This window comes from Pantoea sp. Cy-639 (assembly GCF_011752525.1).
Lineage (GTDB): Bacteria > Pseudomonadota > Gammaproteobacteria > Pseudomonadales > Pseudomonadaceae > Aquipseudomonas.
This window is the reverse complement of sequence record NZ_VWXI01000002.1, coordinates 114,537-138,017: the sequence shown is the minus strand read 5'-3', so window position 1 is coordinate 138,017 and position 23,481 is coordinate 114,537. Positions and strand designations below refer to the sequence as shown.

Sequence of the window (23,481 nt, the reverse complement as noted above, 5' to 3'; positions counted from 1 at the left end):
TGGTACGGCGATTTTTGGAGTGGCAAATGCTCGAACAGGCTCAGCGCGTCCTCAAGGATGTCTTCGGTTACGACAGTTTCCGCGGGCGCCAGGCGGCGATCATCGAATGTGTGGCCAACGGCGGCGACGCCCTGGTGCTGATGCCCACTGGCGGCGGCAAGTCCCTGTGTTTCCAGGTGCCGGGCTTGCTGCGTCCGGGCCTGACGGTAGTGGTTTCGCCGCTGATCGCGCTGATGGACGACCAGGTCGCCACCCTCGACGAGCTGGGCGTGGCCGCCGCAGCGCTGAACTCGACGCTGAGCCCCGAGCAGCAGCGCGAGCTGGCCGCGCGCCTGCGCCGCGGCGAGGTGAAGATGCTCTACCTGGCGCCGGAGCGCCTGGTGCAGCCACGCATGCTGGAGTTCCTGCGTGGCCTCGACATTGCCCTGTTCGCCATCGACGAGGCCCATTGCGTGTCGCAATGGGGGCATGACTTCCGTCCGGAATACCTGCAATTGGGCCAGCTCGCCGAGCTGTTCCCCCATGTGCCGCGCATCGCCCTGACTGCCACCGCCGACATGCGTACCCGCGAGGAGATCGTCCAGCGCCTGCACCTGCAGGGCGCCGAGCGTTTCCTGTCGAGCTTCGACCGGCCGAACATCTTCTACCGTATCGTGCCCAAGGAGTCGCCGCGCAAGCAGTTGATGGCGTTTCTCGGCGAGCGTCGTGGCAACGCCGGCATCGTCTACTGCCTGTCGCGCAAGAAAGTCGACGAGACCGCCGCGTTCCTCTGCGACCAGGGTTTCCCGGCGCTGCCGTACCACGCCGGTCTGGCCGCCGAGACCCGCGCTGCCAACCAGCATCGCTTCCTCAACGAGGAAGGGCTGATCATGGTCGCCACCATCGCCTTCGGCATGGGCATCGACAAGCCCAACGTGCGCTTCGTCGCCCACCTCGACCTGCCCAAGTCGCTCGAGGCCTATTACCAGGAAACCGGTCGCGCCGGCCGTGACGGCCTGCCGTCGGACGCCTGGATGGCCTATGGCCTGCAGGACATGGTGATGCTCAAGCAGATGCTGCAGAACTCCGAAGGCGACGAGCGCCACAAGCGTATCGAGCAGCATAAGCTCGATGCCATGCTGGCCCTGTGCGAGGAGACCCGCTGCCGTCGCCAGTCGCTGCTGGCGTATTTCGACGAAGTGCTGGAACAGCCTTGCGGGCATTGCGACAACTGCGTCGACCAGGTGCAGACCTGGGATGCCACGGAGCCCGCGCGCCAGGCCTTGTCGGCGGTATTTCGCACCGGCCAGCGCTATGGTGTCGGCCACCTGATCGACGTGCTGCTGGGCAAGGACAACGAGAAAGTGCGCAATTTCGGCCACGAGAAGCTCTCGGTGTTCGGCGTCGGCAAGACGCTGGCGGAGGCCGAATGGCGTTCGCTGTTCCGCCAGTTGGTGGCCCGTGGCCTGGTGGACATCGACCTGGAAGGCTATGGCGGCCTGCGCCTGTCCGACAGTTGCCGCCCGCTGTTGCGTGGCGAGGTGAACCTGCAACTGCGCCGCGACCTCAAGCCGCAGACCGTGGCCAAGGCCTCCGGTGGCAGCGGCGGCAGCCCGGCCAGCCAACTGGTGCGGGCCGAGGAGCGCGAGCTGTGGGAGGCGCTGCGCACCCTGCGGCGCAAGCTCGCCGAGGAGCACAGCGTGCCGCCCTATGTCATCTTCCCCGACTCGACCCTGCTGGAGATGCTGCGCAGCATGCCCGCCAGCCTCGGCGACATGGCCCAGGTCAGTGGTGTTGGCGCGCGCAAGCTGGAGCGCTACGGCCAGGCTTTCCTCGAAGTGCTCAATGGCGCTGGCGGCACGGAGGAGGCACCGAAGGTAGTGCTCGACCTGCGCCATGAACTGGTCAGCCTGGCACGCGCGGGCATGACGCCAGCGCAGATCGCCGGCCAGCTCAACTGCAGCGAGAAGAACGTGTACAGCCTGCTGGCCGAGGCTATCGGTCGCCAGGAGCTGAGCCTGGAGCAGGCCCTGGACCTGCCGGAAGAGCTGATGATGGAAGTGCAGGATGCCTTCCTCGATGGCGAGGGCGAGCTGCCGCCGGTATCCACCGTGGCGCCGCAGTTTGGCCAGCGGGTGCCAGAGGGCGTGCTGTACTGCGTGCGTGCGGCACTGGCGGCGGAGTTCGAACTCTGATCGCCGGCATTCATGCCATTTGCTGATCTTTGTCAGGCTCTTACACGGGTTTCAGCTATTTCTCCACGGCTGAGCCTTGCCTGATCGGTCGGGCCATGATTAGCTGACTAATAATTAGTTCTATACATCGAGTTGCTTATGCCCCTGACCGACAACCAACACCGCTTCGGCATGCAGCTGGCCCAGATGTCCCGGGGTTGGCGCGCCGAACTGGACCGCCGCCTGGCCGGGCTGAACCTGTCCCAGGCACGCTGGCTGGTGCTGTTGCACCTGGCGCGTTTCGAAGAAGCGCCCACCCAGCGTGAGCTGGCGCAGAGCGTCGGCGTCGAGGGGCCAACCCTGGCTCGCTTGCTCGACAGCCTGGAAAGCCAGGGCCTGGTGCGCCGCCAGGCGGTGGTGGAGGATCGCCGGGCGAAGAAGATCCTGCTCTGCCCGCCGGCCAAGCCGCTGATCGAGCAGATCGAGACCATCGCCAACGCCTTGCGCGTCGAACTGTTCACTGGCGTGGACGAAGCTGATCTGGAAGTGTGCATGCGGGTGCATGCGAAGATTCTCGGCAACCTCGAAAAATCCTGAGCGGCTGCACGCCATCGCGGGGCAAGCCCGCTCCCAGGCATGATCTGGGGGCGGGCTTGCCCCGCGGTCATTTCACACAGAGCCTAGAAGGTGTGCCCCAGGTTCAGGTACACCGCCTTCTCATGGTCACTGTTGGCCCCGTAGCTCAGATTCAGTGGTCCCAGCGGCGTTTCCAGTCCCAGGAAGATACTCGCTGCGTTGATGTAGCCACTGTCGAACTCATTGTCGTTGTTCCAGGCTCGGCCCCGCTCCAGCGAGCCGCCCAGGTACAGCGGGAAGTCCAGCGGCAGGTAGGCCCTCGGCGTGAGGCGACGGTAGTAGACCATGCGCAGCAGGCTCATGTTCTGCCCGGACACCGAATCCTGGCGGAAGCCTGACAACTGCCGTGCGCCACCGAACACGAAGCTCGAGGTCACCACCTCGGCTGTGTCCAGGGTGCGCCCGTAGCGGCCGCCCAGTACCAGGGTGTTCGGCCCGCTGCTGAAGGCCTTGTCCAGGTTCAGCGCCCACTGCCGGTAGCTCTGGTCCGAATCCAGCGACTTGTCGTACTTGCGCACGGTCAGGCCGATGTCCTCGCCGCTGTGGGGGAAGTACACGTTGTCGAAGGTGTCGTAGGAGTACTTCAGTTCGTAGAAGCCTTCATTGAAGCTGACATCCGGCAGGTCCTGGTCACCCACGCGTACCTGGGCCTTGCCCCAGGCCTTGCCCACGCCCAGGCGCACTTCGCCGTAGGTGCTGATCTGGCGCCCCAGGTTCAGCCCGAAACCATAGCGCTCGAGGCGATACTCGGCGATCGGGTCGTTGTCCAGGGTGGACTCGACGTTTTGCGAGCCGAGGTCCAGATACGGGGCGACGAAATAGCGCGAACCGATGTCCAGCGGCTGGTAGAACTCGCTGTAGAGCTCCTGCTTGTCACCGATCTGCGCCCGGGTCAGCCATTCCGCGCCCAGCCGGTTGATGCCGTTGACCCGGTAGCTGGCGCCCAGGTTGAAGGCGCTGTCGCCACGCATGTCGTCGGACAGGTTCAAGCCCAGGCGCAGGTAGTCGGTACCACCGCGGCGGCCTCGGGCGTTGATTACCAGGGTGTTGTCATCGCCCTTGTGCACCACCCGGTACTGCACCTGGTCGAAGTAGTCGAGGCCGTACAGGGTGCCCATGTCGGTCTGCAGGCGGTCGAGGTCCAGTGGTTCGCCGACGTGCTGGCGGATGTAGTAGCGGATCACGTCGTCGCTGACCTTGGAGTCGTTCTCGACCTTGATCGCGGTGATGACCGGGGTGCGCTGACCCGGCGAGCGGGCCGCGGCCAGGTTGCCGCCGCCGTCGGGGCGGTGCAGCGCGGCGAGGCGCGGATCGAGGGCGCGGGTGGCGCGGTAGCCGGCATCGATCATGTCACGGGCGCGACCGAAATCGGTGACGCCGAAGCTGGCCAGGGGCGGTTGCACGAGGATGTCTTCGCGCCCCAGGCTGGCCAGTTGCTCCTCGGAGTTGCGGCGGGTCATCAGGGTGATCGACTGGTTGAGCACATCGACCACCGTGGCCAGTTGCTTGCGGTTGCGCAGCGGTGTGCCGATGTCGACCACGATGGCCAGGTCGACACCCATCTCGCGCACCACGTCCAGGGGGATGTTGTCGGTCATGCCGCCGTCCACCAGCAGCCGGCCATCCAGCTCCACCGGCGCGAATACAGCCGGGATCGACATGCTGGCACGGATCACCTGGGGCAGGTGGCCACGGCGGAACACCACCTTCTCGCCGCTGGCGATGTCGGTGGCCACGGCGCGGAAGGGGATCGGCAGCTTGTCGAAGTCGCGGATGTCGGCAGTGTGGGCCAGCTTGCTTTCCAGCAGCAGGGCCAGGTTCTGGCCCTGGATCACTCCCAGCGGCAGGCCCAGGCTGCCATCGTCGCGAAAGCTCAGCTTCTGCTTGACCAGGAAGTCGCGGTCGTCCTGCTTGCGCCGGAACGGCACGTCCTTGCGCGGTGGGGCATCCGACAACGCCTGCTGCCAGTCCAGGGTGGTGGCCAGCTTTTCCAGCTCCTCGATGCTGTAGCCCGAGGCGTAGAGCCCGCCGACCACCGCGCCCATGCTGGTGCCGGCGATGGCGTCGATATGCACGCCCTGTTCCTCCAGTGCCTTGAGCACGCCGATATGGGCCAGGCCACGGGCCGCGCCGCCGGACAGCACCAGGCCGATCTTCGGTCGGGCCTGCTCGGCGGCGAGCACGGAAAGCGAAGTGAGCGTCAGCAGAAGGCAGAACAGCAGGCGGCGCATCGTGAGTCTCAAGTCAGAGGGTAAAGATCGCTAGTATAAGCGGCACATTCTCTGGAGACGCTTCATCATGGCCGACACCAAGCCGGAAATTGTCATCGTTTACTGCACCCAGTGCCAGTGGCTGCTGCGAGCCGCCTGGCTGGCCCAGGAGTTGCTCAGCACCTTCGCCGACGAACTCGGCCGGGTGGCGCTGGAGCCGGCGACCGGGGGCGCCTTCCGCATCACCTGCGACGGCGTGCAGATCTGGGAGCGCAAGGCCGATGGTGGTTTTCCCGAGGCCAAGGTGCTCAAGCAGCGGGTACGTGACCTGATCGACCCGCAACGCGACCTGGGCCACATCGATCGCTGATCAGGTGCCTTCGGCCAAGGGCCGCGGCTTGGGTGGCTGCTCGGCGGCCATGCGGCTGGACAGCACGATGGCGAAGATGATCAAGCCGCCACCGGCGAGCATGCGCAGGGTCGGGGTCTCGGCGAACACTACCCAGGCCACGGCGATGCCATACACCGGCTCCATGCCGAACACCACCGCCGCGGTGCGGGCCTTGATCACCGCCAGACTGGCGACGAACAGGCTGTGGGCGACGCCTGTGCAGAAGATTCCCAGCAGGGCGATCCACAGCCAGTCCATCGCTGTCACGCCAGCCAACCCTGGCGCGGCGAACGGCAGCAGGCACAGGGCCACCACCAGGTTCTGCCATAGCGCGGCCTGCACGGCTGGCAGTCGTCCGGAGCCGGCGCGGTTGGTCAACGACAGCAGCGAGAACAGCAAGCCCGACAGCAGCGCCCAGAGCAACCCGCCGGTGGCTTCGCTGGCCAGGTCGAACTGCGGGGTGACCAGCACCAGGCCGATGCTCACCAGCACTACCAGCAACGCTTCGTTGCGGCGGATTCGCTCGCGAAACAGCAGGCCCTCGAGGATCACGGTGAAGGCCGGGAAGCTGGCGAAGCCCAGGGTGGCGATGGCCACGCCGCCGACCTTGACCGCGACGAAGAAGCTCACCCAGTGTCCGGCCAGCAGCACGCCACCCAGCAGCAGTCGGCGCAGGTCCTGGCCGCGCAGTGGTTGCCAGGCCTGGCGTGCCAGGCTGGCGAACAGGCCCAGGGCCAGCACGGCGAAGGCGGCGCGGCCGAAGACGATGATCGAGGGGCTGGCGCTGGCGGCCAGTTTGCCGAAGACGCCGGTCAGGCCGAAGAACAGCGCGCCGATGTGCAGGGCGCCGAGGGCGGTGCGGTGGTTCATTGAAGTCCTTTGCATGCGAGGGTGGGTTGTGCCTGGGCCGTCACGGGGGCGGCTCGGTCAGCAGAAATCCTGGCCTCGAGTGTAAGAGCCGCGGCCCTGGCTGTCTGTCGCGCAGCCGCCGTCAATTGTCGCCAGACTCTCGCCGCAACATGCTCGGCGTGCAGCCGAACGCGCGCATCACTGCCGCGCTGAAGGCGCTTTGCGAGCCATATCCCACCCGCGCGGCGATCTCACCTACCGGCAGCAAGGTCTCGCGCAGCAGTCGACGCCCCAGCAACAGCCGACGCTGGCGGATGTAGTCCATCGGCGTCATCGCGCATTCGCTGGTGAAGCGTGCGTGCAGCCGTGTGCTGGACAGGCCGGCCAGCCGCGCCAGGTCGGCCACCTGCAGCGGGTGGGCGGCGTGCTGCTCGATGTGGGCGTCGAAGGCGGCATAAGGCAGGCGCTTGCCGAAGATCGGCGTGGCTCCCGCGCTTGGCAGCAGGCTGGCCAGCAGCAGGACGGCACCCTGGCGTGCGATCAGCGGATCGTCCACCGGACGGGCGGCGAGCCAGTCCACCAGTTGCTGCTGGCGGTTGTCCAGGGCCATGGCGCCAGGGCGGTCGAGCAGGTGGCGGCTGTGATCGGCATGCTCGCCCAGGTGCTGGGCAAGCCAGTGCTCGCCTGGCACGTCCAGTACCAGGCAATGGCTGCCGGCCCTGCTGCCACAGGCGTGATGGGCGCCGGCGGGCACCACCATCAGGTCCTGGCGTTCGACCTGCGCTGCGCGTCCCTGGACCTCGAAATCCAGGTGTCCGTGCAAGCCGAACACCAGCTGCGGATGTTCATGGCTATGGGCGATCAGGTCGTGGCGGTAGTGGCGCAGCGAAAGCAGCGGGCCGATGGTCATGGCAGATCCTCGCGAGACAGCGGCGAGTGTACACCTGGCGCAGGCTTTGCCGCGCGCGCAGGATGGTCATCGGACGGCCACCTGGCTGTCATCTGTGCCTGCCAGGCTCCAGCAAACAGTGCCGGAGACTGCCCATGACCCACGTCGAAACCGCCCGCCCGTCCCGCAAGCAGCGGGTTCGTACCTTGTGGATCTCCGATGTGCACCTGGGGACTCGGGATTGTCAGGCCGAGCACCTGTCGCATTTTCTCAAGGGCTACCAGGCCGATCGCATCTACCTGGTCGGCGACATCATCGACGGCTGGAAGCTGCGCGGCGGCATCTACTGGCCGCAGGCCCACACCAATGTCATCCGGCGCCTGCTGACCATGAGCAAACGCGGCACCGAGGTGATCTATGTCACGGGCAATCACGACGAGTTCCTGCGCCGCTATTCGAAGCTGATCCTCGGCAACATCCAACTGGTGGACGAAGCCGAGCACCTGACCGCCGACGGTCGACGCCTGCTGGTGGTGCATGGCGACCAGTTCGACGTGATTACCCGTTGCCACCGCTGGCTGGCCTTTCTCGGCGATCGTGCCTATGAGCTCAGCCTGGTGCTCAATCGCTGGCTGAACCATTGGCGGGCCCGCTATGGCTACGGCTACTGGTCGCTGTCGGCGTACCTCAAGCACAAGGTCAAGGGGGCGGTGAGCTACATCAGCGACTTCGAGGACGCGATTGCCCATGAGTGCACGCGGCGCGGCTTCCAGGGCGTGGTGTGCGGGCATATCCATCATGCCGAGATCCGTCGGGTCGGTGAGGTGGAGTACCTCAACTGCGGTGACTGGGTGGAATCGTGCACGGCCTTGATCGAGCACTGGGATGGGCAGATCGAGCTGTACCGCTTTGCCCAAGCCCAGGCGCAGGAGGTGGCGCGACGGTTGGCGGGGCAGGGCGAGCCGGCCTGACGGCGGCGTCTGGGCCTGGAGCCGCTTCAGGTGTGTTCAGAGGGCGATACGCCCGAGCAGGATGTCGCGGAACATGGCGAAGTCGCCCACCAGGCTATACCAGGGGTGGGTGAACGTGGCCGGGCGGTTCTTCTCGAAAAAGAAATGCCCGATCCAGGCGAAGCCGTAGCCTGCCAGGGGGACCACCAGCAGCAACAGCCACTTGCCGCTGGCGAGGGTGTAGGCGAGCAGGGCGATCACCAGGCTGGTACCGACAAAGTGCAGGCGGCGGCAGGTGGCGTTGCTGTGCTCGCCCAGGTAGTAGGGATAGAACTCGGCAAAACTGCGGAACTGCGCGGTGTGGGTCATGGCGGTGGTTTCCGGATCTGCGAGGCTGGCGACAGGATGGACGACGTGGAGCCTGAATCGAGTCTAGAGTCATTGGAGGCGCTGGCCAGTGACAATAGGCGCCAATTGAGTATCCTTTCGATTCGCCTGCACGGCGTCGAGCACAAGAAGCCTGCCATGAGTGAGAGAACCACGTCTGCCGCCTGGGCATCAGGGATCGTCAAGGCCCTCGAGCTGGAGGGCCTCGACTGCCCGGCCATGTTCAGGCAGTTGGGGCTCGACTTCGCTGCCCTTGACGACCCCGATGCCCGCTTCCCCCAGGACGCCATGACCCGGCTGTGGCAATTGGCGGTGGAGCTGTCCGGCAACGAGGCCATCGGCCTGAACATGGCGCGGGTAGTGCGGCCGGCCTCTTTCCATGTGGTGGGCTATGCGCTGATGTCCAGTCGCACCCTGGTCGAAGGGTTCGAGCGCCTGGTGCGTTATCAGCGGATCATCGCAGAAAGCTCTGACCTGAGTTTGCGCCTGGAGCCTGATGGCTATGTGCTGGCGCTGACCGTGCGCGGCGACCACCTGACGCCGACCCGGCACAGTGCCGAAGCGTCGATGGCCTGCGCGCTGGCCTTGTCGAGCTGGCTCAGCGGGCGGCCGATCCAGCTGCGGCGGGTACTGTTCCAGGGAGCCCAGCCGAAGAACGTCGAGCCCTATCGGGCGACGTTCCACGCACCGCTGGTATTCGGCGCACCCCATGACGGCCTGGTGTTCGAGCGCGCCGACGTGGAGGCGCCGCTACCCACTGCCAACGAAGCCATGGCGGTGCTGCACGATCGTTTCGCCGGGGAGTACCTTGCGCGCTTCTCCGAGACCCGCGTGACCCATCGGGTACGCCAGGTGCTGTGCCGCGTCCTGCCCCAGGGCGAGCCCAAGCGCGAAACTGTCGCCCAGGTCCTGCACCTGTCGCAACGCACCTTGCAGCGTCGCCTGCAGGACGAGGGCACGAGTTTCCAGGCGCTGCTCGACGACACTCGCCGCGAGCTGGCCGAACAGTACCTGGCCCAGTCAGGCACCACGTTGCTGGAGACCGCCTACCTGCTGGGCTTTGCTGACCCGAGCAACTTCTATAGGGCGTTTCGGCGCTGGTTCGACACTACCCCGAGTGAATACCGGGCGCGGCGGGCGGTCAGTGACGCCAGAACGCCGGCATGCACAACACCAGCACCGTGATGATCTCCAGGCGCCCGAGCAGCATGCCGCCGGCGAGGATCCACTTGGCGGCATCCGGCAGCGAGGCGAAGTTGCCGGCCGGGCCGATCACCTCGCCCAGGCCCGGGCCGACGCCGGACACGGTACTTGCCGCGCCGGTCAGCGCAGTCATCCAGTCCAGCCCCAGCAGTGACAGCAGCAGGGCGATGAGGGCGATGGTGGCGGCGAAGAAGAACGAGAATGTCAGGATCGAGCGCACGATCTCTTCGTCGAGACGGTGACCGTTGTACTTCTGCTTGATCACCGCGCGCGGGTGGATCAGCTGGTTGAGGTTGGCCTTGAGCAAGGTGTAGGCCACCTGGAAGCGGAAGATCTTGATTCCGCCCGCGGTCGAGCCCGAGCAGCCGCCGACGAACCCGAGGTAGAAGAACAGCATCAGCGAGAAGTTGCCCCACAGGCTGTAGTCGCCCAGGGCGAAGCCGGTGGTGGTGACCACCGAGGTGACGTTCAGCGCCACGTGCCGCAATGCGTCGAGCCAGTGCAGGTTGGTGGTGGCCCAGTACCAGGTGCCCATGACCAGCCAGGTCACCAGCAGCAGGCCGAGGAAACCGCGTACCTGCTGGTCGCGCAGCAGTGCCTTGCGGTTGCCGCGCAGGGTGGCCACGTACAGGGTGAACGGCACGCTGCCCATGATCATCACCACCACCGCCACCCAGTGCACCGCCGGGATGTCCCACTTGGCCAGGGACTGGTCGGAGGTCGAGAAACCGCCGGTGGAGATTGCCGACATGGCGTGGTTGATGGCGTCGAACGGGCTCATGCCGGCCCACCAGAAGGCCAGGCTGCCGACGATAGTGATGCCGACGTACACCGCCACGATCGACTTGGCGACCATGTGCGAGCGCGGCATGACCTTTTCCGAGCGATCGGAGGACTCGGTCTGGAACAGGCGCATGCCACCGATGCGCAGCAGCGGCAGGATCGCCACCGCCATGCCGATGAAGCCGATGCCGCCGAGCCAGTGCAGCATCGAGCGCCACATGAGGATGCCCGGCGACATGGTGTCCAGGCCGCTGAGGACAGTGGAACCGGTGGCGGTGATGCCGGACATGCTCTCGAAGAAGGCGTCGGTGTAGCTGATGTGCTGGGTGAGCAGGAGCGGCAGGGCGGCGAACACCGCCACCACCAGCCAGCTGCTGACGGTCAGCAGGTACATGTCGCGGGGGCGCAGGTGCACGTGTTCGGGACGTCCCGGCAGCACCAGGCCGAGTCCGGCAATGAAGGTGATCAGGCTGGCCCAGAGGAACGACGGCATGTCGCCGGTGCGTTCGAAGATCACCAGGGTCGCCATGGGGACCACCATGCTCACCGCCAGGGTGATCAGGAAGATGCCGATGATGAAACCAATGATCCTTAAGGTCGGCAACGCCATGTGATCTGCTCTGACTCGCTACGGAAAGGGCGCCATTTTAAGCCGCACGCTGCAAGCTGCAAGGGCCAAGCGCCAACAAGGCTTGTGCAGGCGGCTTTTCTTGCGGCTTGCAGCTTGTGGCTCGCAGCTTGAGAATGGCGGCACTTTCAACTTGCCAGGAGGGTAGCCGATGGAGGCTCTCGACGCATTGCTCAACCGTGTATCCGTGCCGCGCCTGACCGAGCCCGCGCCCAATGCCGCCCAGCGCGAGGCGCTGTTCCAGGCCGCGTTGCGCGCGCCGGACCATGGCCAACTGCGGCCCTGGCGGTTCCTGACCATCGAGGGGCAGGGCCGGGAAAAGCTCGGCGAACTGTTCGCCGAGGCCGTGCAGGCCAAGGGCGACGCCAGCCAGGCGGCGCTGGACAAGGCCCGTGCCATGCCGCTGCGGGCCCCGTTGCTGATCGTGGTGATCGCCCGGCTGCAGGAACATTTCAAGGTGCCGAAGATCGAGCAGCGCCTGGCCGCCGGCTGCGCCGCCCATGGCATCCTGATCGCCGCGCATGCCCAGGGCATCGGCGCGGTGTGGCGCACTGGCGACATGGCCTTCGATGCCCATGTGCACCAGGGGCTGGGGCTTGAGGCGAACGAGGAAGTGATCGGCTACCTGTATGTCGGCACGCCCTTGGGCGAACCGCGCACGGCGCCGGTGTTGGAAACCGCCCAGTTCGTCAACGCCTGGGGCGAGTGACTGAGCCTGGGGCCGCTTGGCGGCCCATCGTCGGCCACGACTAGGCGCCGGATCAGCCGGCGTCGATCTGCTGGGGAAGCTCCAGCGTCGCCATGAAGCCTCCTTGTGGGTGATTGCCGAGCACCAGGCTGCCGCCGTGGCGCTCGGCCGCCTTGCGCGCGATGGCCAACCCCAGGCCATGCCCCGGGGCTTCCTGTCCTGGAGCCCGGTAGAACGGCTCGCCCAGCTGTGCCAGATGCTCCGCCGCTACGCCGGGGCCATGGTCGCGCACACTGAGGATGATGCGCTCCTGTTCGTGCCGTGCCTGGATCTCGATCGGTTGCCCAAGTGGGTTGAAGCGCAAGGCGTTGCGCACCAGGTTGTCCACCGCTCGTTCGATCAGCGTCGGCCAGCCTTGCAGGGTCAGGCCCGGTGGCATGTCCAGGCGCACCTCCTGCTCCGGCGCGGCCAGTTGGGCATCCTTGCGTACCGCGCCGAGCAGGGCGTTGAGATCGACCGCTTCGGCGTGGGCCTGCTCGGCGTCGACCCGGGCCAGCACCAGGATCTCGCTGATCAGGTCTTCCAGGCGGTCGCACTCACGGGTCAGGCGTGGCCACAAGGCCTGGCGCTGCTCTGGTTCGGCACGTTCGGCCAGGGCCAGGGCGATGCGCAGGCGCGCCAGCGGCGAGCGCAACTCGTGGGACACATCGCGCAGCAACTGGCGCTGGCTGCCGATCAGGCTTTGCAGCCGTGCGCCCATCTTGTTGAAGTCGTTGGCCAGCACGCCAAACTCGTCACGGCGCGCGGCCAGCCTGGCCAGGCTGTTCTGCTGGTAGCTGGTCTGCCCCAGGTCGTGCACGGCGCCGCGCAGGCGGCTGAGCGGGCGGGTGATCGACAGGGTCACCAGCAAGCTGAACAGGGTCAGCACCACCAGCGCGATGCCCAGGGCGCTGAGCGGCCAGATCAGGCTTTCGCGGTGCCAGGCGGCCAGTTCCGGATGGGGGATGCGATAGATCAGCAGGTAGGTCTCGCCGGAGGTCGGACTGGTGTATTCCTCGGTCAGGCGTCGCCAGGGCAGGCGCCGCTCGTCGTTGTGCTGGCGTGCCTCGAAGGCCGCGGCGCGGCGCGGGAAGGTGCCGGGCACCACGGCGTCGCCGCTTTCGTCGAGCACCTGGACGTCGATCTTGTAGCGCTGCTTGCGGCGTTCGAGAAAGCGCTGGGACGCTTCCAGGCCTTCCTGTTCGTAATGCTGGGCCCAATGGCTGGCGAGGGAGTTCAGGCCGGGGTGGCGGCTGAGAATCCAGGCGTCCTGGTTGAGCATGTGGCCGAGCAGGATCGACAGGCCGGCGACCAGGGCGATGGCCAGCCAGAAACTGGCCAGGATGCGCCAGAACAGTGAACGCAAGACGAGCACCTCCGTGAAAGGACGAAAGCCCGGCCCGCTGTGCAGCGGGCCGGGCGTCGAGGGTCACAGCTTACTGGGCCTTGCCGGCTTTTTCAGCTTTCCAGGCCTGGAACTCCTTCCATTCGGCCTTGCGGGCGGCGCGTTCCTTCTGCAGTTCGTCGAACTTCTTCTGCTGGTCAGGCTTGAGCAGCGCGCGGACCTGGGTGTCGGTCTTGTCGTGGCTGGCCTTGAGCTCGTCCTTCATGGCTTTCTGGTCGGCGGCCGGCAGCTTGTTGATGTAGCGCTCGGTGATTTCGCGGCGCTGTTGCATCTGCTCGCCCATCAGCTTGCCGATCTGCTGGCGCTGGTCGCGGCTCAGGTCCAGCTGGGCGAAAGGCGCGTCACCGCGGTGATGCGGGCCGTCGTGGCGCGAACCGCCGTCGGGCATGGCCATGGCCACGGTCGGCAGGGCGGCGGCGAACATCAGGGCGATAAGGGTCTTGCGCATGGTGTCTCTCCTTTCTGGGGCCGGTGGTTACCGGATGAGCACAGTCTAGGGAGATCAAGGTCAAGGGCGGTCAGGGGAGGGTAAAGGAAGGGTAAAGAGCAGCAAGCTGCAAGAAAAAGCAGCGCAGTGGGCGATCTGCTCTTTCCTGGCGTTTGCAGCTTATGGCGTGTGGCGGCTTTCAGAGGCTGTAGTAGTAGCCACGGCTGCGCAGGGCAACCACCCGCGGACGGCCGTCGGGGTGCGGGCCGAGCTTCTTGCGCAGGTTGCTGACGTGCATGTCCAGGCTGCGGTCGTACAAGGTGAGCTTGCGGCCGAGGCCGATTTGCGCCAGCTCCTGCTTGTCCAGCGGTTCGCCGGGCTGGCGCAGCAGGGCCTCGAGAATCCGGCTTTCGGAGAGCGTGAGGGTCATCTCGCGTTCGTCGATGCTGACCACGCCGCGCACCGGGCTGAAGGTCAGGTCGCCGATTTCGACCTGGCTGCTGGGTGCGCTGGGATGGCTACGGCGCAGCACCGCGCGCAGGCGGGCGGTGAGTTCGCGGGGGTCGCAGGGTTTGGCCAGGTAATCGTCGGCGCCCAGTTCCAGGCCCAGGATACGGTCCAGCGGTTCGCCGCGGGCCGACAGCATCAGCACCGGCAGCTCGGCGTGTTCGCTGCGCAGTTGCTTGAGCAGTTCCAGGCCGCTGCCATCGGGCAGCATGACGTCCAGTACCACCGCCGCCGGGGCGTGGTCGGCCAGGGCCTGGCGTGCACTCTGGCCATCATGGCAGGCACGGACCGCAAACCCCTCCTGGGTCAGCCAGCTGCCAAGCAGCTCGCACAGCTCCTGGTCATCATCAATCAGTAACAGCTCGCTCATGTCTCACTCAATTCAACCATTGACGGCGTCTTCTGTGTCCGCCGCTGGCTAAGATACCGCAGACTACCGACAACAGTGCAACGACCGAGCCAATCAGGAACCACTGCTGCTGGTCGGTGATCAGGCGTTGAGGCGCGCTGGCGGCCGCCTGCAGCTCCTTGATCGCCAGTTTCAGGCGCTGGTTGTCCTGGCGCAGGCGGGTGAGCTGGGCGCTTTCGCGCTGGTTGTCCTGGTTTTGCAACTGCTGGGCCAGCGCATTGCGCTGTTGCTCGCTTTCTTCCAGGCGCTGCTGCAGTTCGGTGATCCGCGCCCCGGCTTCCAGCGACAGCGGCTGTTCGGCCATGGCGAAGGGGGACAGCAGCAACAGGCAAAGCAGCAGGGACATCGGACCTTGACGCATTGGAACTCCTGATTCGAATCGGTTCAGGAGGTTGTCGGCCGTAGGTCGGAATTTATGAATGGGCTGGCTTGCGCAGGCTACAGGAGCCAGCAAGGCGGGCTCCTGTAGTGGTCTTGCTCAGGGTTTCTTTTTGTACAGAGACTAGGGCAGGACTTGCTTGAACGGCTTGACCACGACCTTGTCGTAGACGCCCGCGCCGATGTACGGGTCGGCGTCGGCCCAGGCCTGGGCGGCGGCCAGGGAATCGAACTCGGCAACGATCAGGCTGCCGCTGAAGCCGGCTGCGCCCGGGTCGTTGCTGTCGATGGCCGGATGCGGGCCGGCGAGGACCACACGGCCCTCGGCCTTGAGCTGCTGCAGGCGCTCGATATGGGCGGGGCGGGCGGCGAGGCGTTTTTCCAGGGAGTTTTCCACGTCGCTGGCGATGATGGCGTAGAGCATGTCAGTCCTTGGTCTTGGAGGTGGAGGGATCGTTGTCGTGCAGGTGACGCGACAGGTAGACACCCTGGGCCACCAGGAAGAGAACGGTCATGCCCAGGCTGCCGAACACCTTGAAGTCGACCCAGAAGTCCTGGAAGGTGAAGGCGACGAACAGATTGGCCGCGCCACAGACCAGGAAGAAACCGATCCAGGCCAGGTTCAGACGGGTCCAGATGGTGTCCGGCAGGGTCAGGGCGTGGCCCATGATGCGCTTGATCAGCACCCGGTCGCCGATGAAGTGGCTGCCGGCGAAGGCCAGGGCGAACAGCCAGTTGACCACCGGCGCCTTCCACTTGAGGAAGGTCTCGCTGTGGAAGGCCAGGGTCAGGCCACCGAACACCAGGCAGGCCACCAGGGTCAGCAACTGGCCCTTCTCCAGCTTGCCGTGGCGCAGGAACAATGCGCCGTAGACCACCAGCGAGCTGACGATCAGCATGGCGGTGGCACTGTAGATCCCGCCGAACTCGAAGCCGTGGCCGGCGATTTCGACGGGACGCGGGTCAAGTTTGTAGACGATGAAGAACAGCAGCAGCGGGATGAAATCGATGAATTGTTTCACAGTGGCAGCCAGAAGCGGGATGTGACGGCATAATAACAAACATCGATTCCTGCGAAAGCGCTCCTCCATGAATGTTGATCTGCACTGTCACAGCACAGCCTCCGACGGCGCCCTGTCGCCCACGGCGCTGGTCGCCCGGGCCCACGAGCACGGGGTGCGGACGCTGTCGCTCACTGACCACGACACCCTCGAAGGCCTGCCCGAAGCGCGTCAGGCCTGTGCCGAGCGGGGCCTGCACTGGGTCAGCGGGGTGGAGCTGTCATGCACCTGGGGCGGCGCCACCATCCATGTGCTCGGCTACGACTTCCCCCTGGACGCGCCGCCGCTGCTCGCGGCCATCGACAACCTGCACCGTGGTCGCTGGCTGCGGGCCGAGGAGATCGACCGCAAGCTGGCGGCCAAGGGCATGCCAGGCGCACTGGAAGGCGCGCGGGCGGTGCAGCAGGAACTGGGCGACAGCGGCAATGCCCCGGCGCGTCCGCATTTTGCCGAGTTCATGGTGCGTGCCGGCTTCGTCAAGGACCGTGGCGAGGCGTTTCGCAAGTGGCTGGGCGCCGGCAAGCTGGGCGATGTCAAGTTGCACTGGCCGACGCTGGAGGAAACTGTCGCGACCCTGCGCGAGTCCAACGCCTGGGTGAGCCTGGCTCATCCCATGCACTACGAGCTCACCCGCAGCAAGCGCAGACGGCTGATTGCCGACTATATTCAGGCAGGTGGGCAGGCACTGGAAGTGGTCAATGGGATGATGCCGCCCGAACAGGTGGGAACGATGTCCATCCTCACCCGTGAGTTCGGCCTGCTGGCAAGCGCCGGTAGCGATTTCCACGGCCCCGGCACCTGGGGCGAGATCGGTGCCTATCGGCCATTGCCCGAGGACCTGCCACCTCTGTGGCGCCGCTTCCGACATGAACAGCCTATGGCGGTATGAACAGGACGACTACGTGAGCCAATTTTTCCAGATTCATCCGGAGAACCCACAGCCACGCCTGATCAAGCAGGCCGCTGAAATCATCCGCAAGGGCGGTGTGGTGGTCTATCCGACGGACTCGGCCTATGCCCTGGGTTGCCAGATCGGCAACAAGTCCGCCATCGAGCGGGTGCGCAAGCTGCGCGGCCTGGACAAGACCCACAACTTCACCCTGATGTGCTGCGACATGTCGCAGCTGGGGCTGTACGCCAAGGTCGACACCGGCACCTTCCGCTTGCTCAAGGCCCATGTGCCTGGCCCCTATACCTTCATTCTCAATGGCACCCGCGAGGTGCCGCGCCTGCTGCTGCACGAAAAGCGCCGCACCATTGGCCTGCGCGTGCCGAAGCATGCGATCACCCTGGCCCTGCTCGAAGAGCTGGGCGAGCCGCTGATGAGCGTCAGCCTGATCCTGCCGGGCGATGACGAGCCGATGGTCGATCCCTACGAGATCCGCGAACGCCTGGAGCACCAGGTCGACCTGGTGATCGACGGCGGTTTTGGCGACCTGAAGGCGTCCACCATCATCGACCTGTCCGGTGACGAAGCCGAGCTGATCCGCGAAGGCTGCGGCGACCCGACCCCGTTCCTGGTCAGCGCGTGAGCCAGGTAGAGGCGCCCGAGGCGCCGGCCGAAGAGGCCGATGCGCCGCAGCAACTGCAGTTGGCCCTGGTCTACGGTGAAGCCCTCACCGAAATGCCGGTGGACCTGTACATCCCGCCCGACGCCCTGGAAGTGTTCCTCGAAGCCTTCGAAGGCCCGCTGGACCTGCTGCTGTACCTGATCCGCAAGCAGAACATCGACATCCTCGACATCCCGGTGGCGGAGATCACCCGCCAGTACATGAGCTATGTCGAGCTGATGAAGAACGTGCGCCTGGAGCTGGCTGCCGAGTACCTGGTGATGGCGGCCATGCTGGCCGAGATCAAGTCGCGCATGCTGTTGCCGCGTTCCAGCGAGGTGGAAGAGGAGGAGGGTGATCCTCGCGCCGAGCTGATGCGCCGCTTGCTGGAGTACGAGCGCTTCAAGGCCGCCGCCGAAGGCCTCGATGAGCTGCCGCGGGTGGGGCGCGAGGTGCTGGTGCCGCGTCTGGAGGCGCCTCAGGCCAAGGCGCGCAAGTTGCTGCCCGAGGTGGCCCTCGAGGAGATCCTGTTGTCCATGGCCGAGGTCATGCGCCGCAACGACCTGTTCGAGAGCCACCAGATCACCCGCGAAGTGCTGTCGACCCGCGAGCGCATGAGCGAGGTGCTCGAGCGTCTCAAGGGCGGTGCCTTCGTGCCTTTCGTCGAGCTGTTCAGCGCCGAGGAGGGCAAGCTCGGCGTGGTGGTGACCTTCATGGCGATTCTCGAACTGGTGAAGGAATCGCTGATCGAACTGGTGCAGAATGCGCCTTTTGCCCCGATCCATGTCCGTGCCCGGGCAGAGTGACCTGACGACCGATGAACCTGAACGAACCCCGCGAACTGGCGTCGCTGATCGAGGCCTTCCTGTTGGCCTCGGGCAAGCCGCAATCCCTCGAGCGCCTCTACGAGCTGTTCGAAGAAGCCGAGCGTCCGGCGCCGGCTGTCTTCAAGAAAGCCCTGGACGTGCTGGCCAAGTCATGCAGCGGCCGCGCCTTCGAACTCAAGGAGGTGGCCAGTGGTTATCGCCTGCAGATCCGCGAGGCGTACGCGCCGTGGGTCGGCCGCCTGTGGGAGGAGCGCCCGCAGCGCTATTCGCGTGCCTTGCTGGAGACCATGGCGCTGATTGCCTACCGCCAGCCCATCACCCGTGGCGAGATCGAGGATGTGCGCGGTGTGGCGGTCAACAGCAATATCATCAAGACCTTGATGGAGCGCGAGTGGATCCGGATCGTCGGCTACCGTGAAGTGCCTGGGCGTCCGGCGATGTTCGCCACCACCAAGGCGTTTCTCGATCACTTCAACCTCAAGAGTCTCGACGAGTTGCCGGCCCTGGCCGAGCTGCGTGAGCTGGAGCCGGAGCCGCTGCTCGATCCGGACGAGGCGCCAGTGCCGGCGCACCTGCAGGCCTTGGCCGATGCCAGCCTGGGCGAGGAGGAAGAGGCCGAGCCAGCTGAGCCGAAGGAGGAGACCAGTTTCCGCAGCTTGCTGGTGGAACTGGATGCGATGGAGGAGGGGCTCAAGACTGATTTCGACGACCTGCGCGACGAGGCGCAGGCGCCTGAGGTCGAGCCCAAGGCCTAGGCCCTTCACGCGGCAAGGTGCGAGGCCTGGTGGGAGCGGGTTGGCCCCGCGAAGACGCAGGCCCGGTCGACACACCGTTGGGCGCAAAGCCCGGGCACCTGGCAAAAAACCTACTACCCTGCAGTGCGTTCCCCCGCCGAACCGCGTATGATTCGCGCCCCCTGCGGCGCATCTGTCGCCGCGAACCGCTTTCACTTCTACACCGGGAGGTGCCCAGATGAGTGACAAAGACCTGCAAGACCAACAACCCACCCCGCCGTCCGGCGAAAAGCTGCAGAAGGTGCTGGCACGCATCGGTGTCGGCTCGCGTCGTGACGTCGAGGCCTGGATCAGCCAGGGCCGTATCAAGGTCAACGGCGTCGAGGCCACCCTCGGCCTGCGTGTTGACCTGCACGACGCCATCACCGTCGACGGCAAGCTGATCAAGCGCGTCGAGGCCGCCGAGGCGACCCGCCGGGTGATCATGTACAACAAGCCCGATGGCGAGATCTGCACCCGTGACGACCCAGAAGGGCGTCCGACCGTGTTCGACCGCCTGCCGCGTCCTAAGGAAGGGCGCTGGATCAACATCGGTCGCCTGGACATCAACACCACCGGCCTGTTGCTGTTCACCACCGACGGTGAGCTGGCCAACCGCCTGATGCACCCGTCCTACGAGATGGACCGCGAGTACGCGGTGCGTGTGCGTGGCGAGGTCGACGACGACATGATCGACCGCCTCAAGGCGGGCGTGATGCTCGAGGACGGCCCGGCCAAGTTCACCGACATCCAGAAGGCGCCGGGCGGCGAAGGCTTCAACCACTGGTATCACTGCGTGGTGATGGAAGGCCGCAACCGTGAGGTGCGGCGCCTGTGGGAATCCCAGGGCGTGGTGGTCAGCCGCCTGAAGCGCGTGCGTTTCGGCCCGGTGTTCCTCAACTCCGACCTGCCGATGGGGCGCTGGCGCGAAATGAGCCAGGGTGAAATCGACATCCTTGCCGCCGAAGTCGGCCTGCAGCCAGTGGCGCTGCCGGAAATGAAACTCAAGGCCAAGGACAAGCTCGAGCGTCTGCAGCGCAAGTCGACGCGTCCGCTGGGGCGTGGCGAGCGTGTTCGTACCCTGCGCCCGGCCGCCGAAGGCCAGGGCGAGCGCCCGGCTCGTGCGCCGCGCGAAGAGGCTGGGCCACGCAAGGGTGGCCGCGGTAGCGCCGTTGCCGAACGCCCGAGCGAGATGCGCAAGCGTCCGGTGCGTCCTGAGGGCGACAAGCCGGCAGGGCGTGGTCGTGGTCGCGAGAAGCCGCGCGGCTGATCGGCCTAGGTCCTGAACAAGCCAGCCTTCGGGCTGGCTTTTTTGTGCCGGGTGGAAAAGCGCTGCTGCGTCACTTGGCCGCCCCAAGCCACTGATCAAAAAGAATTTTCCATGCCATGTGGAAACTTTTTGAACCGGCTTGTAAAGAAATTTATACGCATCTGGTCGATTTCTCGTGTCTCGACACTTATTTTGGCGGCTGGCGTAACAAAAATTTGCCGAATCCTCCGCCCCAGAGCCTGCGCATTACCCCGCGCCCCCTTCCCAAACCCCCGTCCCCACGCTGTTATAGCGCCATTGCCGTGTGCAGGGCCGGGCCGCAGAGCCGGGCATCGAAAACAACAAATGGAGGCGCCATGTACGCCGATCACTCCGCCTTTCCAGGCTTTCACCCCAGGACCGGTGCGTTTTTTCCACAGGAAACGACGCAACGCGTTGACGCCTGCGCGTTCGCAGGGGTATACAATGCGCCGCGTTTTACCTGTGACTCCCTTGCGTACCGCGCACTCTTGCCGACACCCGGTTGATCCGCCTGGGGCTTTGCTGCCCTTCACGAGAGACCCGTCCAAGAACCCAAGGTAACCACCTTGCCATTCCGCTGCGCCACGAGCGCGGTGGGTCCGATTCCGTCACAGATAAAAACAAGCAGGTGACTTCGTTCATGAGTGGACATAACTCACAGTCTGGCGAACTCAAGCGTGGCTTGAAGAACCGCCATATCCAGCTGATCGCCCTGGGTGGCGCGATCGGTACCGGATTGTTCCTGGGCTCGGCCGGCGTGATGAAGTCCGCCGGTCCGTCGATGATCCTCGGCTACGCCATCTGCGGCTTTATCGCCTTCATGATCATGCGCCAGCTTGGCGAGATGATCGTCGAGGAGCCGGTGGCCGGCTCCTTCAGCCACTTCGCGCACAAGTACTGGGGCGGCTTCGCCGGCTTCCTGTCGGGCTGGAACTGCTGGGTGCTGTACATCCTGGTGGGCATGTCGGAGCTGTCGGCGGTGGGCAAGTACATCCACTACTGGTGGCCGGAGATCCCGACCTGGGTCACGGCGGCGGGCTTCTTCATCCTGATCAACGCCATCAACCTGATGAACGTGAAGATCTTCGGCGAGGCCGAGTTCTGGTTCGCGATCATCAAGGTCGCCGCCATCGTCGGCATGATCGCCCTGGGCGCTTACCTGCTGACCAGCGGCAGCGGCGGTCCTGAGGCATCGGTCACCAACCTGTGGGCCCATGGTGGCTTCTTCCCGCATGGTGTCAGCGGCCTGGTGATGGCCCTGGCGTTCATCATGTTCTCCTTTGGCGGCCTGGAAATGCTCGGTTTCACCGCCGCCGAGGCCGACAAGCCGAAGACCGTGATCCCCAAGGCGATCAACCAGGTCATCTATCGCATCCTGATCTTCTATGTCGGCGCCCTGGTGATTCTGCTGTCGCTGACCCCGTGGGACAGCCTGGTGGCCAGCATCGACGCGTCCGGCGGCAGCTATGGCAGCAGCCCGTTCGTCCAGGTGTTCTCGCTGCTGGGCAGCGACGTTGCCGCGCACCTGCTGAACTTCGTGGTCCTGACCGCTGCGCTGTCGGTGTACAACAGCGGCACCTACTGCAACGCCCGCATGCTCCTGGGCATGGCCGAGCAGGGTGATGCCCCGGCGGCGCTGGCGAAGGTCGACCGTCGCGGCGTGCCGGTGCGCTCGATCCTGGTGTCGGCGGCCGTGACCCTGATCGCTGTGCTGCTCAACTACCTGATGCCGCAGAACGCCCTGGAACTGCTGATGTCGCTGGTGGTGGCGACCCTGGTGATCAACTGGGCGATGATCAGCTACTCGCACCTGAAGTTCCGCCAGCACCTGGACCGTACCGGCCAGAAGCCGCTGTTCAAGGCGCTGTGGTACCCCTATGGCAACTACCTGGTGCTGGCGTTCGTGGTGCTGATCCTGGGCATCATGCTGCAGATCCCGGGCATCCAGGTGTCGGTTTACGCGATGCCGGTCTGGCTGGTGGTGATGTACCTGGCCTACCTGATCAAGGGCAAGCGTGGCGCATCGACCAACGGTGCCGCGAGCAGTATTGCCAAGTAAGCCGTAATGGCTTGAAGAAACCCGATGCCGGGCGACTGGCATCGGGTTTTTTATTGCTTGTTCCCGCGCTGTTGGGGGCTCAGATCTGTTCCAGCAGCCAACTGCGAAACGCGCGTAGCGATGGCAGCGCTTCGTTGCGTGGTGGGTAGATCAGGTAGTAGCTGCGCTGGCTGGCGAATGGCGCCCCGGGGCTGAACAGCTCGCCGCTGGCCAGTTCGTCCGCCACCAGGATCCGCGGCACCAGGCCGATGCCGATGCCGGCTCGTACCGCCTGGATCAGGTGCGAGGTCAGCTCGAAGCTCGGCCCCAGGCGCATCGCTCGGTGGGGCAGGCTGTGGTGGGAAAACCATTCGCCCCAGGCGTGGGGGTTGTTGGCGACATTGAGCAGCATTTCGGCGCTGATCCGCGTCGGGTCCCACTGGCCATCCCGGGCCGCCTCCGGTGGCAGGATCACCACCAGTTCCTCGGCGTGCAGGCGATGGCAGATCAGCCCTGGCAGGTCGTGGCTGGCCACGCCGATGGCGGCGTCGATCTCGCTGGCATCGAAGTTGATCGCTTCGATGCGTGAATGAATGTGCACCAGCATGCCTGGGTGGGCGCCGTAGAACGCATGCAGGCGTGGCAGCAGCCACTTCGAGCCGAAGGTTGGCAGGGTCGCCAGGCGCAGGGTGCCGACGCCGGACTGGTAGGCCAGGGCCTGCAAGGTGGCGCTGCGGATGCGTCCGAGCGCCTCGCTCAATTCGCGCTGGTACAGGCGGCCGACGTCGGTCAGTTGCACCTGGCGACCTTCGCGGCGGAACAAGGTCAGCCCCAGTTGCTGCTCCAGCGCCTGCACCTGGCGGCTCACCGCGCTTTGCGTGAGCGACAGCTCGGCGGCGGCGCGGGTGTAGCTTTCATGCCGTGCCGCGGCCTCGAAGGCCAGCAGTAGCGACATCGAGGGGGTGAGGTGGCGGTAATTCATTCATGAAACTCATCGATAGCGGCAGGA

Annotated in this window: 23 protein-coding genes and 1 pseudogene; 12 read left to right on the top strand and 12 right to left on the bottom strand. The window is 65.5% G+C overall.

Going from position 1 to position 23,481, the window contains the following annotated elements; genetic code table 11:
• Nucleotides 1-26: 26 nt before the first annotated feature.
• Nucleotides 27-1,823, top strand: a pseudogene (recQ, locus tag F3J43_RS02915) (DNA helicase RecQ); the annotation flags it as partial.
• Nucleotides 1,824-2,312: 489 nt separating this feature from the next.
• On the top strand, nucleotides 2,313-2,750 hold the full coding sequence (locus F3J43_RS02910; protein ID WP_166883317.1) for a MarR family transcriptional regulator: 438 nt from the start codon (nucleotides 2,313-2,315) through the stop codon (nucleotides 2,748-2,750).
• A gap of 83 nt (nucleotides 2,751-2,833) precedes the next feature.
• On the opposite strand, the gene F3J43_RS02905 is transcribed toward F3J43_RS02910, so the two are convergent.
• Nucleotides 2,834-5,020: a patatin-like phospholipase family protein gene (locus tag F3J43_RS02905; protein WP_166883316.1), complete on the bottom strand. Its 2,187-nt coding sequence runs from the start codon at nucleotides 5,018-5,020 to the stop codon at nucleotides 2,834-2,836.
• A gap of 67 nt (nucleotides 5,021-5,087) precedes the next feature.
• Between F3J43_RS02905 and F3J43_RS02900 the strand changes: the two genes are divergently transcribed.
• Nucleotides 5,088-5,369 (top strand): Rdx family protein, encoded by a 282-nt coding sequence (locus F3J43_RS02900; RefSeq protein WP_166883315.1) that lies wholly within the window; start codon nucleotides 5,088-5,090, stop codon nucleotides 5,367-5,369.
• Here F3J43_RS02900 and F3J43_RS02895 read toward each other — a convergent pair whose 3' ends face one another.
• The gene (locus tag F3J43_RS02895) at nucleotides 5,370-6,260 is read right to left on the bottom strand and encodes a DMT family transporter (RefSeq protein ID WP_166883314.1); all 891 of its coding nucleotides are present in this window, start codon (nucleotides 6,258-6,260) and stop codon (nucleotides 5,370-5,372) included.
• A 121-nt stretch (nucleotides 6,261-6,381) separates the two neighbouring features.
• Complete coding sequence (locus tag F3J43_RS02890) at nucleotides 6,382-7,149, bottom strand: AraC family transcriptional regulator (protein WP_166883313.1); 768 nt, start codon at nucleotides 7,147-7,149, stop codon at nucleotides 6,382-6,384.
• A 134-nt stretch (nucleotides 7,150-7,283) separates the two neighbouring features.
• On the opposite strand from F3J43_RS02890, the gene F3J43_RS02885 reads away from it, so the two are divergent.
• The gene (locus F3J43_RS02885; protein ID WP_166883312.1) at nucleotides 7,284-8,099 is read left to right on the top strand and encodes a UDP-2,3-diacylglucosamine diphosphatase; all 816 of its coding nucleotides are present in this window, start codon (nucleotides 7,284-7,286) and stop codon (nucleotides 8,097-8,099) included.
• Nucleotides 8,100-8,135: 36 nt separating this feature from the next.
• On the opposite strand, the gene F3J43_RS02880 is transcribed toward F3J43_RS02885, so the two are convergent.
• Nucleotides 8,136-8,447: an Mpo1-like protein gene (locus F3J43_RS02880; RefSeq protein WP_166883311.1), complete on the bottom strand. Its 312-nt coding sequence runs from the start codon at nucleotides 8,445-8,447 to the stop codon at nucleotides 8,136-8,138.
• A gap of 156 nt (nucleotides 8,448-8,603) precedes the next feature.
• Here F3J43_RS02880 and F3J43_RS02875 point away from each other — a divergent pair, with 156 nt between their 5' ends.
• On the top strand, nucleotides 8,604-9,650 hold the full coding sequence (locus tag F3J43_RS02875) for an AraC family transcriptional regulator (protein WP_166883310.1): 1,047 nt from the start codon (nucleotides 8,604-8,606) through the stop codon (nucleotides 9,648-9,650).
• Here F3J43_RS02875 and F3J43_RS02870 read toward each other — a convergent pair.
• Nucleotides 9,607-11,061 (bottom strand): TrkH family potassium uptake protein, encoded by a 1,455-nt coding sequence (locus F3J43_RS02870; protein WP_166883309.1) that lies wholly within the window; start codon nucleotides 11,059-11,061, stop codon nucleotides 9,607-9,609. The two genes, F3J43_RS02875 and F3J43_RS02870, sit on opposite strands and share 44 nt — an antisense overlap.
• A 169-nt stretch (nucleotides 11,062-11,230) precedes the next feature.
• Between F3J43_RS02870 and F3J43_RS02865 the strand changes: the two genes are divergently transcribed.
• Nucleotides 11,231-11,788 carry an NAD(P)H nitroreductase gene (locus tag F3J43_RS02865; protein WP_166883308.1) on the top strand — a complete coding sequence of 186 codons (558 nt, stop codon included), beginning with the start codon at nucleotides 11,231-11,233 and terminating at the stop codon, nucleotides 11,786-11,788.
• A 52-nt stretch (nucleotides 11,789-11,840) separates the two neighbouring features.
• Here the strand turns inward: F3J43_RS02865 and F3J43_RS02860 are convergent, their stop codons facing one another.
• From F3J43_RS02860 to F3J43_RS02835, 6 genes are all read right to left on the bottom strand, one after another.
• Entirely contained in the window at nucleotides 11,841-13,172 is a 1,332-nt protein-coding gene (locus F3J43_RS02860) for a sensor histidine kinase (protein WP_166883307.1), read from the bottom strand.
• A 70-nt stretch (nucleotides 13,173-13,242) separates the two neighbouring features.
• Nucleotides 13,243-13,659 carry a Spy/CpxP family protein refolding chaperone gene (locus F3J43_RS02855; RefSeq protein WP_166883306.1) on the bottom strand — a complete coding sequence of 139 codons (417 nt, stop codon included), beginning with the start codon at nucleotides 13,657-13,659 and terminating at the stop codon, nucleotides 13,243-13,245.
• A 178-nt stretch (nucleotides 13,660-13,837) separates the two neighbouring features.
• Entirely contained in the window at nucleotides 13,838-14,515 is a 678-nt protein-coding gene (locus tag F3J43_RS02850; protein WP_166883305.1) for a response regulator transcription factor, read from the bottom strand.
• A gap of 7 nt (nucleotides 14,516-14,522) precedes the next feature.
• Nucleotides 14,523-14,915, bottom strand: coding sequence for an SH3 domain-containing protein (locus F3J43_RS02845; protein ID WP_166883304.1), 393 nt, complete (start codon nucleotides 14,913-14,915; stop codon nucleotides 14,523-14,525).
• 141 nt (nucleotides 14,916-15,056) lie between these two features.
• The gene (locus F3J43_RS02840; RefSeq protein WP_166883303.1) at nucleotides 15,057-15,356 is read right to left on the bottom strand and encodes a YciI family protein; all 300 of its coding nucleotides are present in this window, start codon (nucleotides 15,354-15,356) and stop codon (nucleotides 15,057-15,059) included.
• A 1-nt stretch (nucleotide 15,357) separates the two neighbouring features.
• The gene (locus F3J43_RS02835) at nucleotides 15,358-15,954 is read right to left on the bottom strand and encodes a septation protein A (protein WP_166883302.1); all 597 of its coding nucleotides are present in this window, start codon (nucleotides 15,952-15,954) and stop codon (nucleotides 15,358-15,360) included.
• A 67-nt stretch (nucleotides 15,955-16,021) separates the two neighbouring features.
• On the opposite strand from F3J43_RS02835, the gene F3J43_RS02830 reads away from it, so the two are divergent.
• The 6 genes from F3J43_RS02830 to F3J43_RS02805 all read left to right on the top strand — a co-directional run bounded on the left by F3J43_RS02830 (nucleotide 16,022) and on the right by F3J43_RS02805 (nucleotide 22,493).
• Nucleotides 16,022-16,882 (top strand): PHP domain-containing protein, encoded by an 861-nt coding sequence (locus F3J43_RS02830; protein ID WP_166883301.1) that lies wholly within the window; start codon nucleotides 16,022-16,024, stop codon nucleotides 16,880-16,882.
• Between the two features lie 13 nt (nucleotides 16,883-16,895).
• On the top strand, nucleotides 16,896-17,525 hold the full coding sequence (locus F3J43_RS02825; RefSeq protein WP_166883300.1) for an L-threonylcarbamoyladenylate synthase: 630 nt from the start codon (nucleotides 16,896-16,898) through the stop codon (nucleotides 17,523-17,525).
• Nucleotides 17,522-18,349 (top strand): segregation and condensation protein A, encoded by an 828-nt coding sequence (locus tag F3J43_RS02820; RefSeq protein WP_166883299.1) that lies wholly within the window; start codon nucleotides 17,522-17,524, stop codon nucleotides 18,347-18,349. The genes F3J43_RS02825 and F3J43_RS02820 overlap by 4 nt, the downstream gene beginning before the upstream one ends.
• Nucleotides 18,350-18,360: 11 nt before the next feature.
• Nucleotides 18,361-19,125, top strand: coding sequence for an SMC-Scp complex subunit ScpB (scpB, locus tag F3J43_RS02815; RefSeq protein WP_166883298.1), 765 nt, complete (start codon nucleotides 18,361-18,363; stop codon nucleotides 19,123-19,125).
• 217 nt (nucleotides 19,126-19,342) lie between these two features.
• Complete coding sequence (gene rluB / locus F3J43_RS02810) at nucleotides 19,343-20,413, top strand: 23S rRNA pseudouridine(2605) synthase RluB (protein ID WP_166883297.1); 1,071 nt, start codon at nucleotides 19,343-19,345, stop codon at nucleotides 20,411-20,413.
• Between the two features lie 661 nt (nucleotides 20,414-21,074).
• Nucleotides 21,075-22,493, top strand: a complete 1,419-nt coding sequence (locus F3J43_RS02805) for an amino acid permease (protein WP_166883296.1) — start codon at nucleotides 21,075-21,077, stop codon at nucleotides 22,491-22,493.
• Nucleotides 22,494-22,572: 79 nt separating this feature from the next.
• Here F3J43_RS02805 and F3J43_RS02800 read toward each other — a convergent pair whose 3' ends face one another.
• A complete protein-coding gene (locus F3J43_RS02800) occupies nucleotides 22,573-23,454 on the bottom strand; it encodes a LysR substrate-binding domain-containing protein (protein ID WP_166883295.1) in 882 nt (293 codons plus the stop codon).
• Nucleotides 23,455-23,481 lie beyond the last annotated feature (27 nt).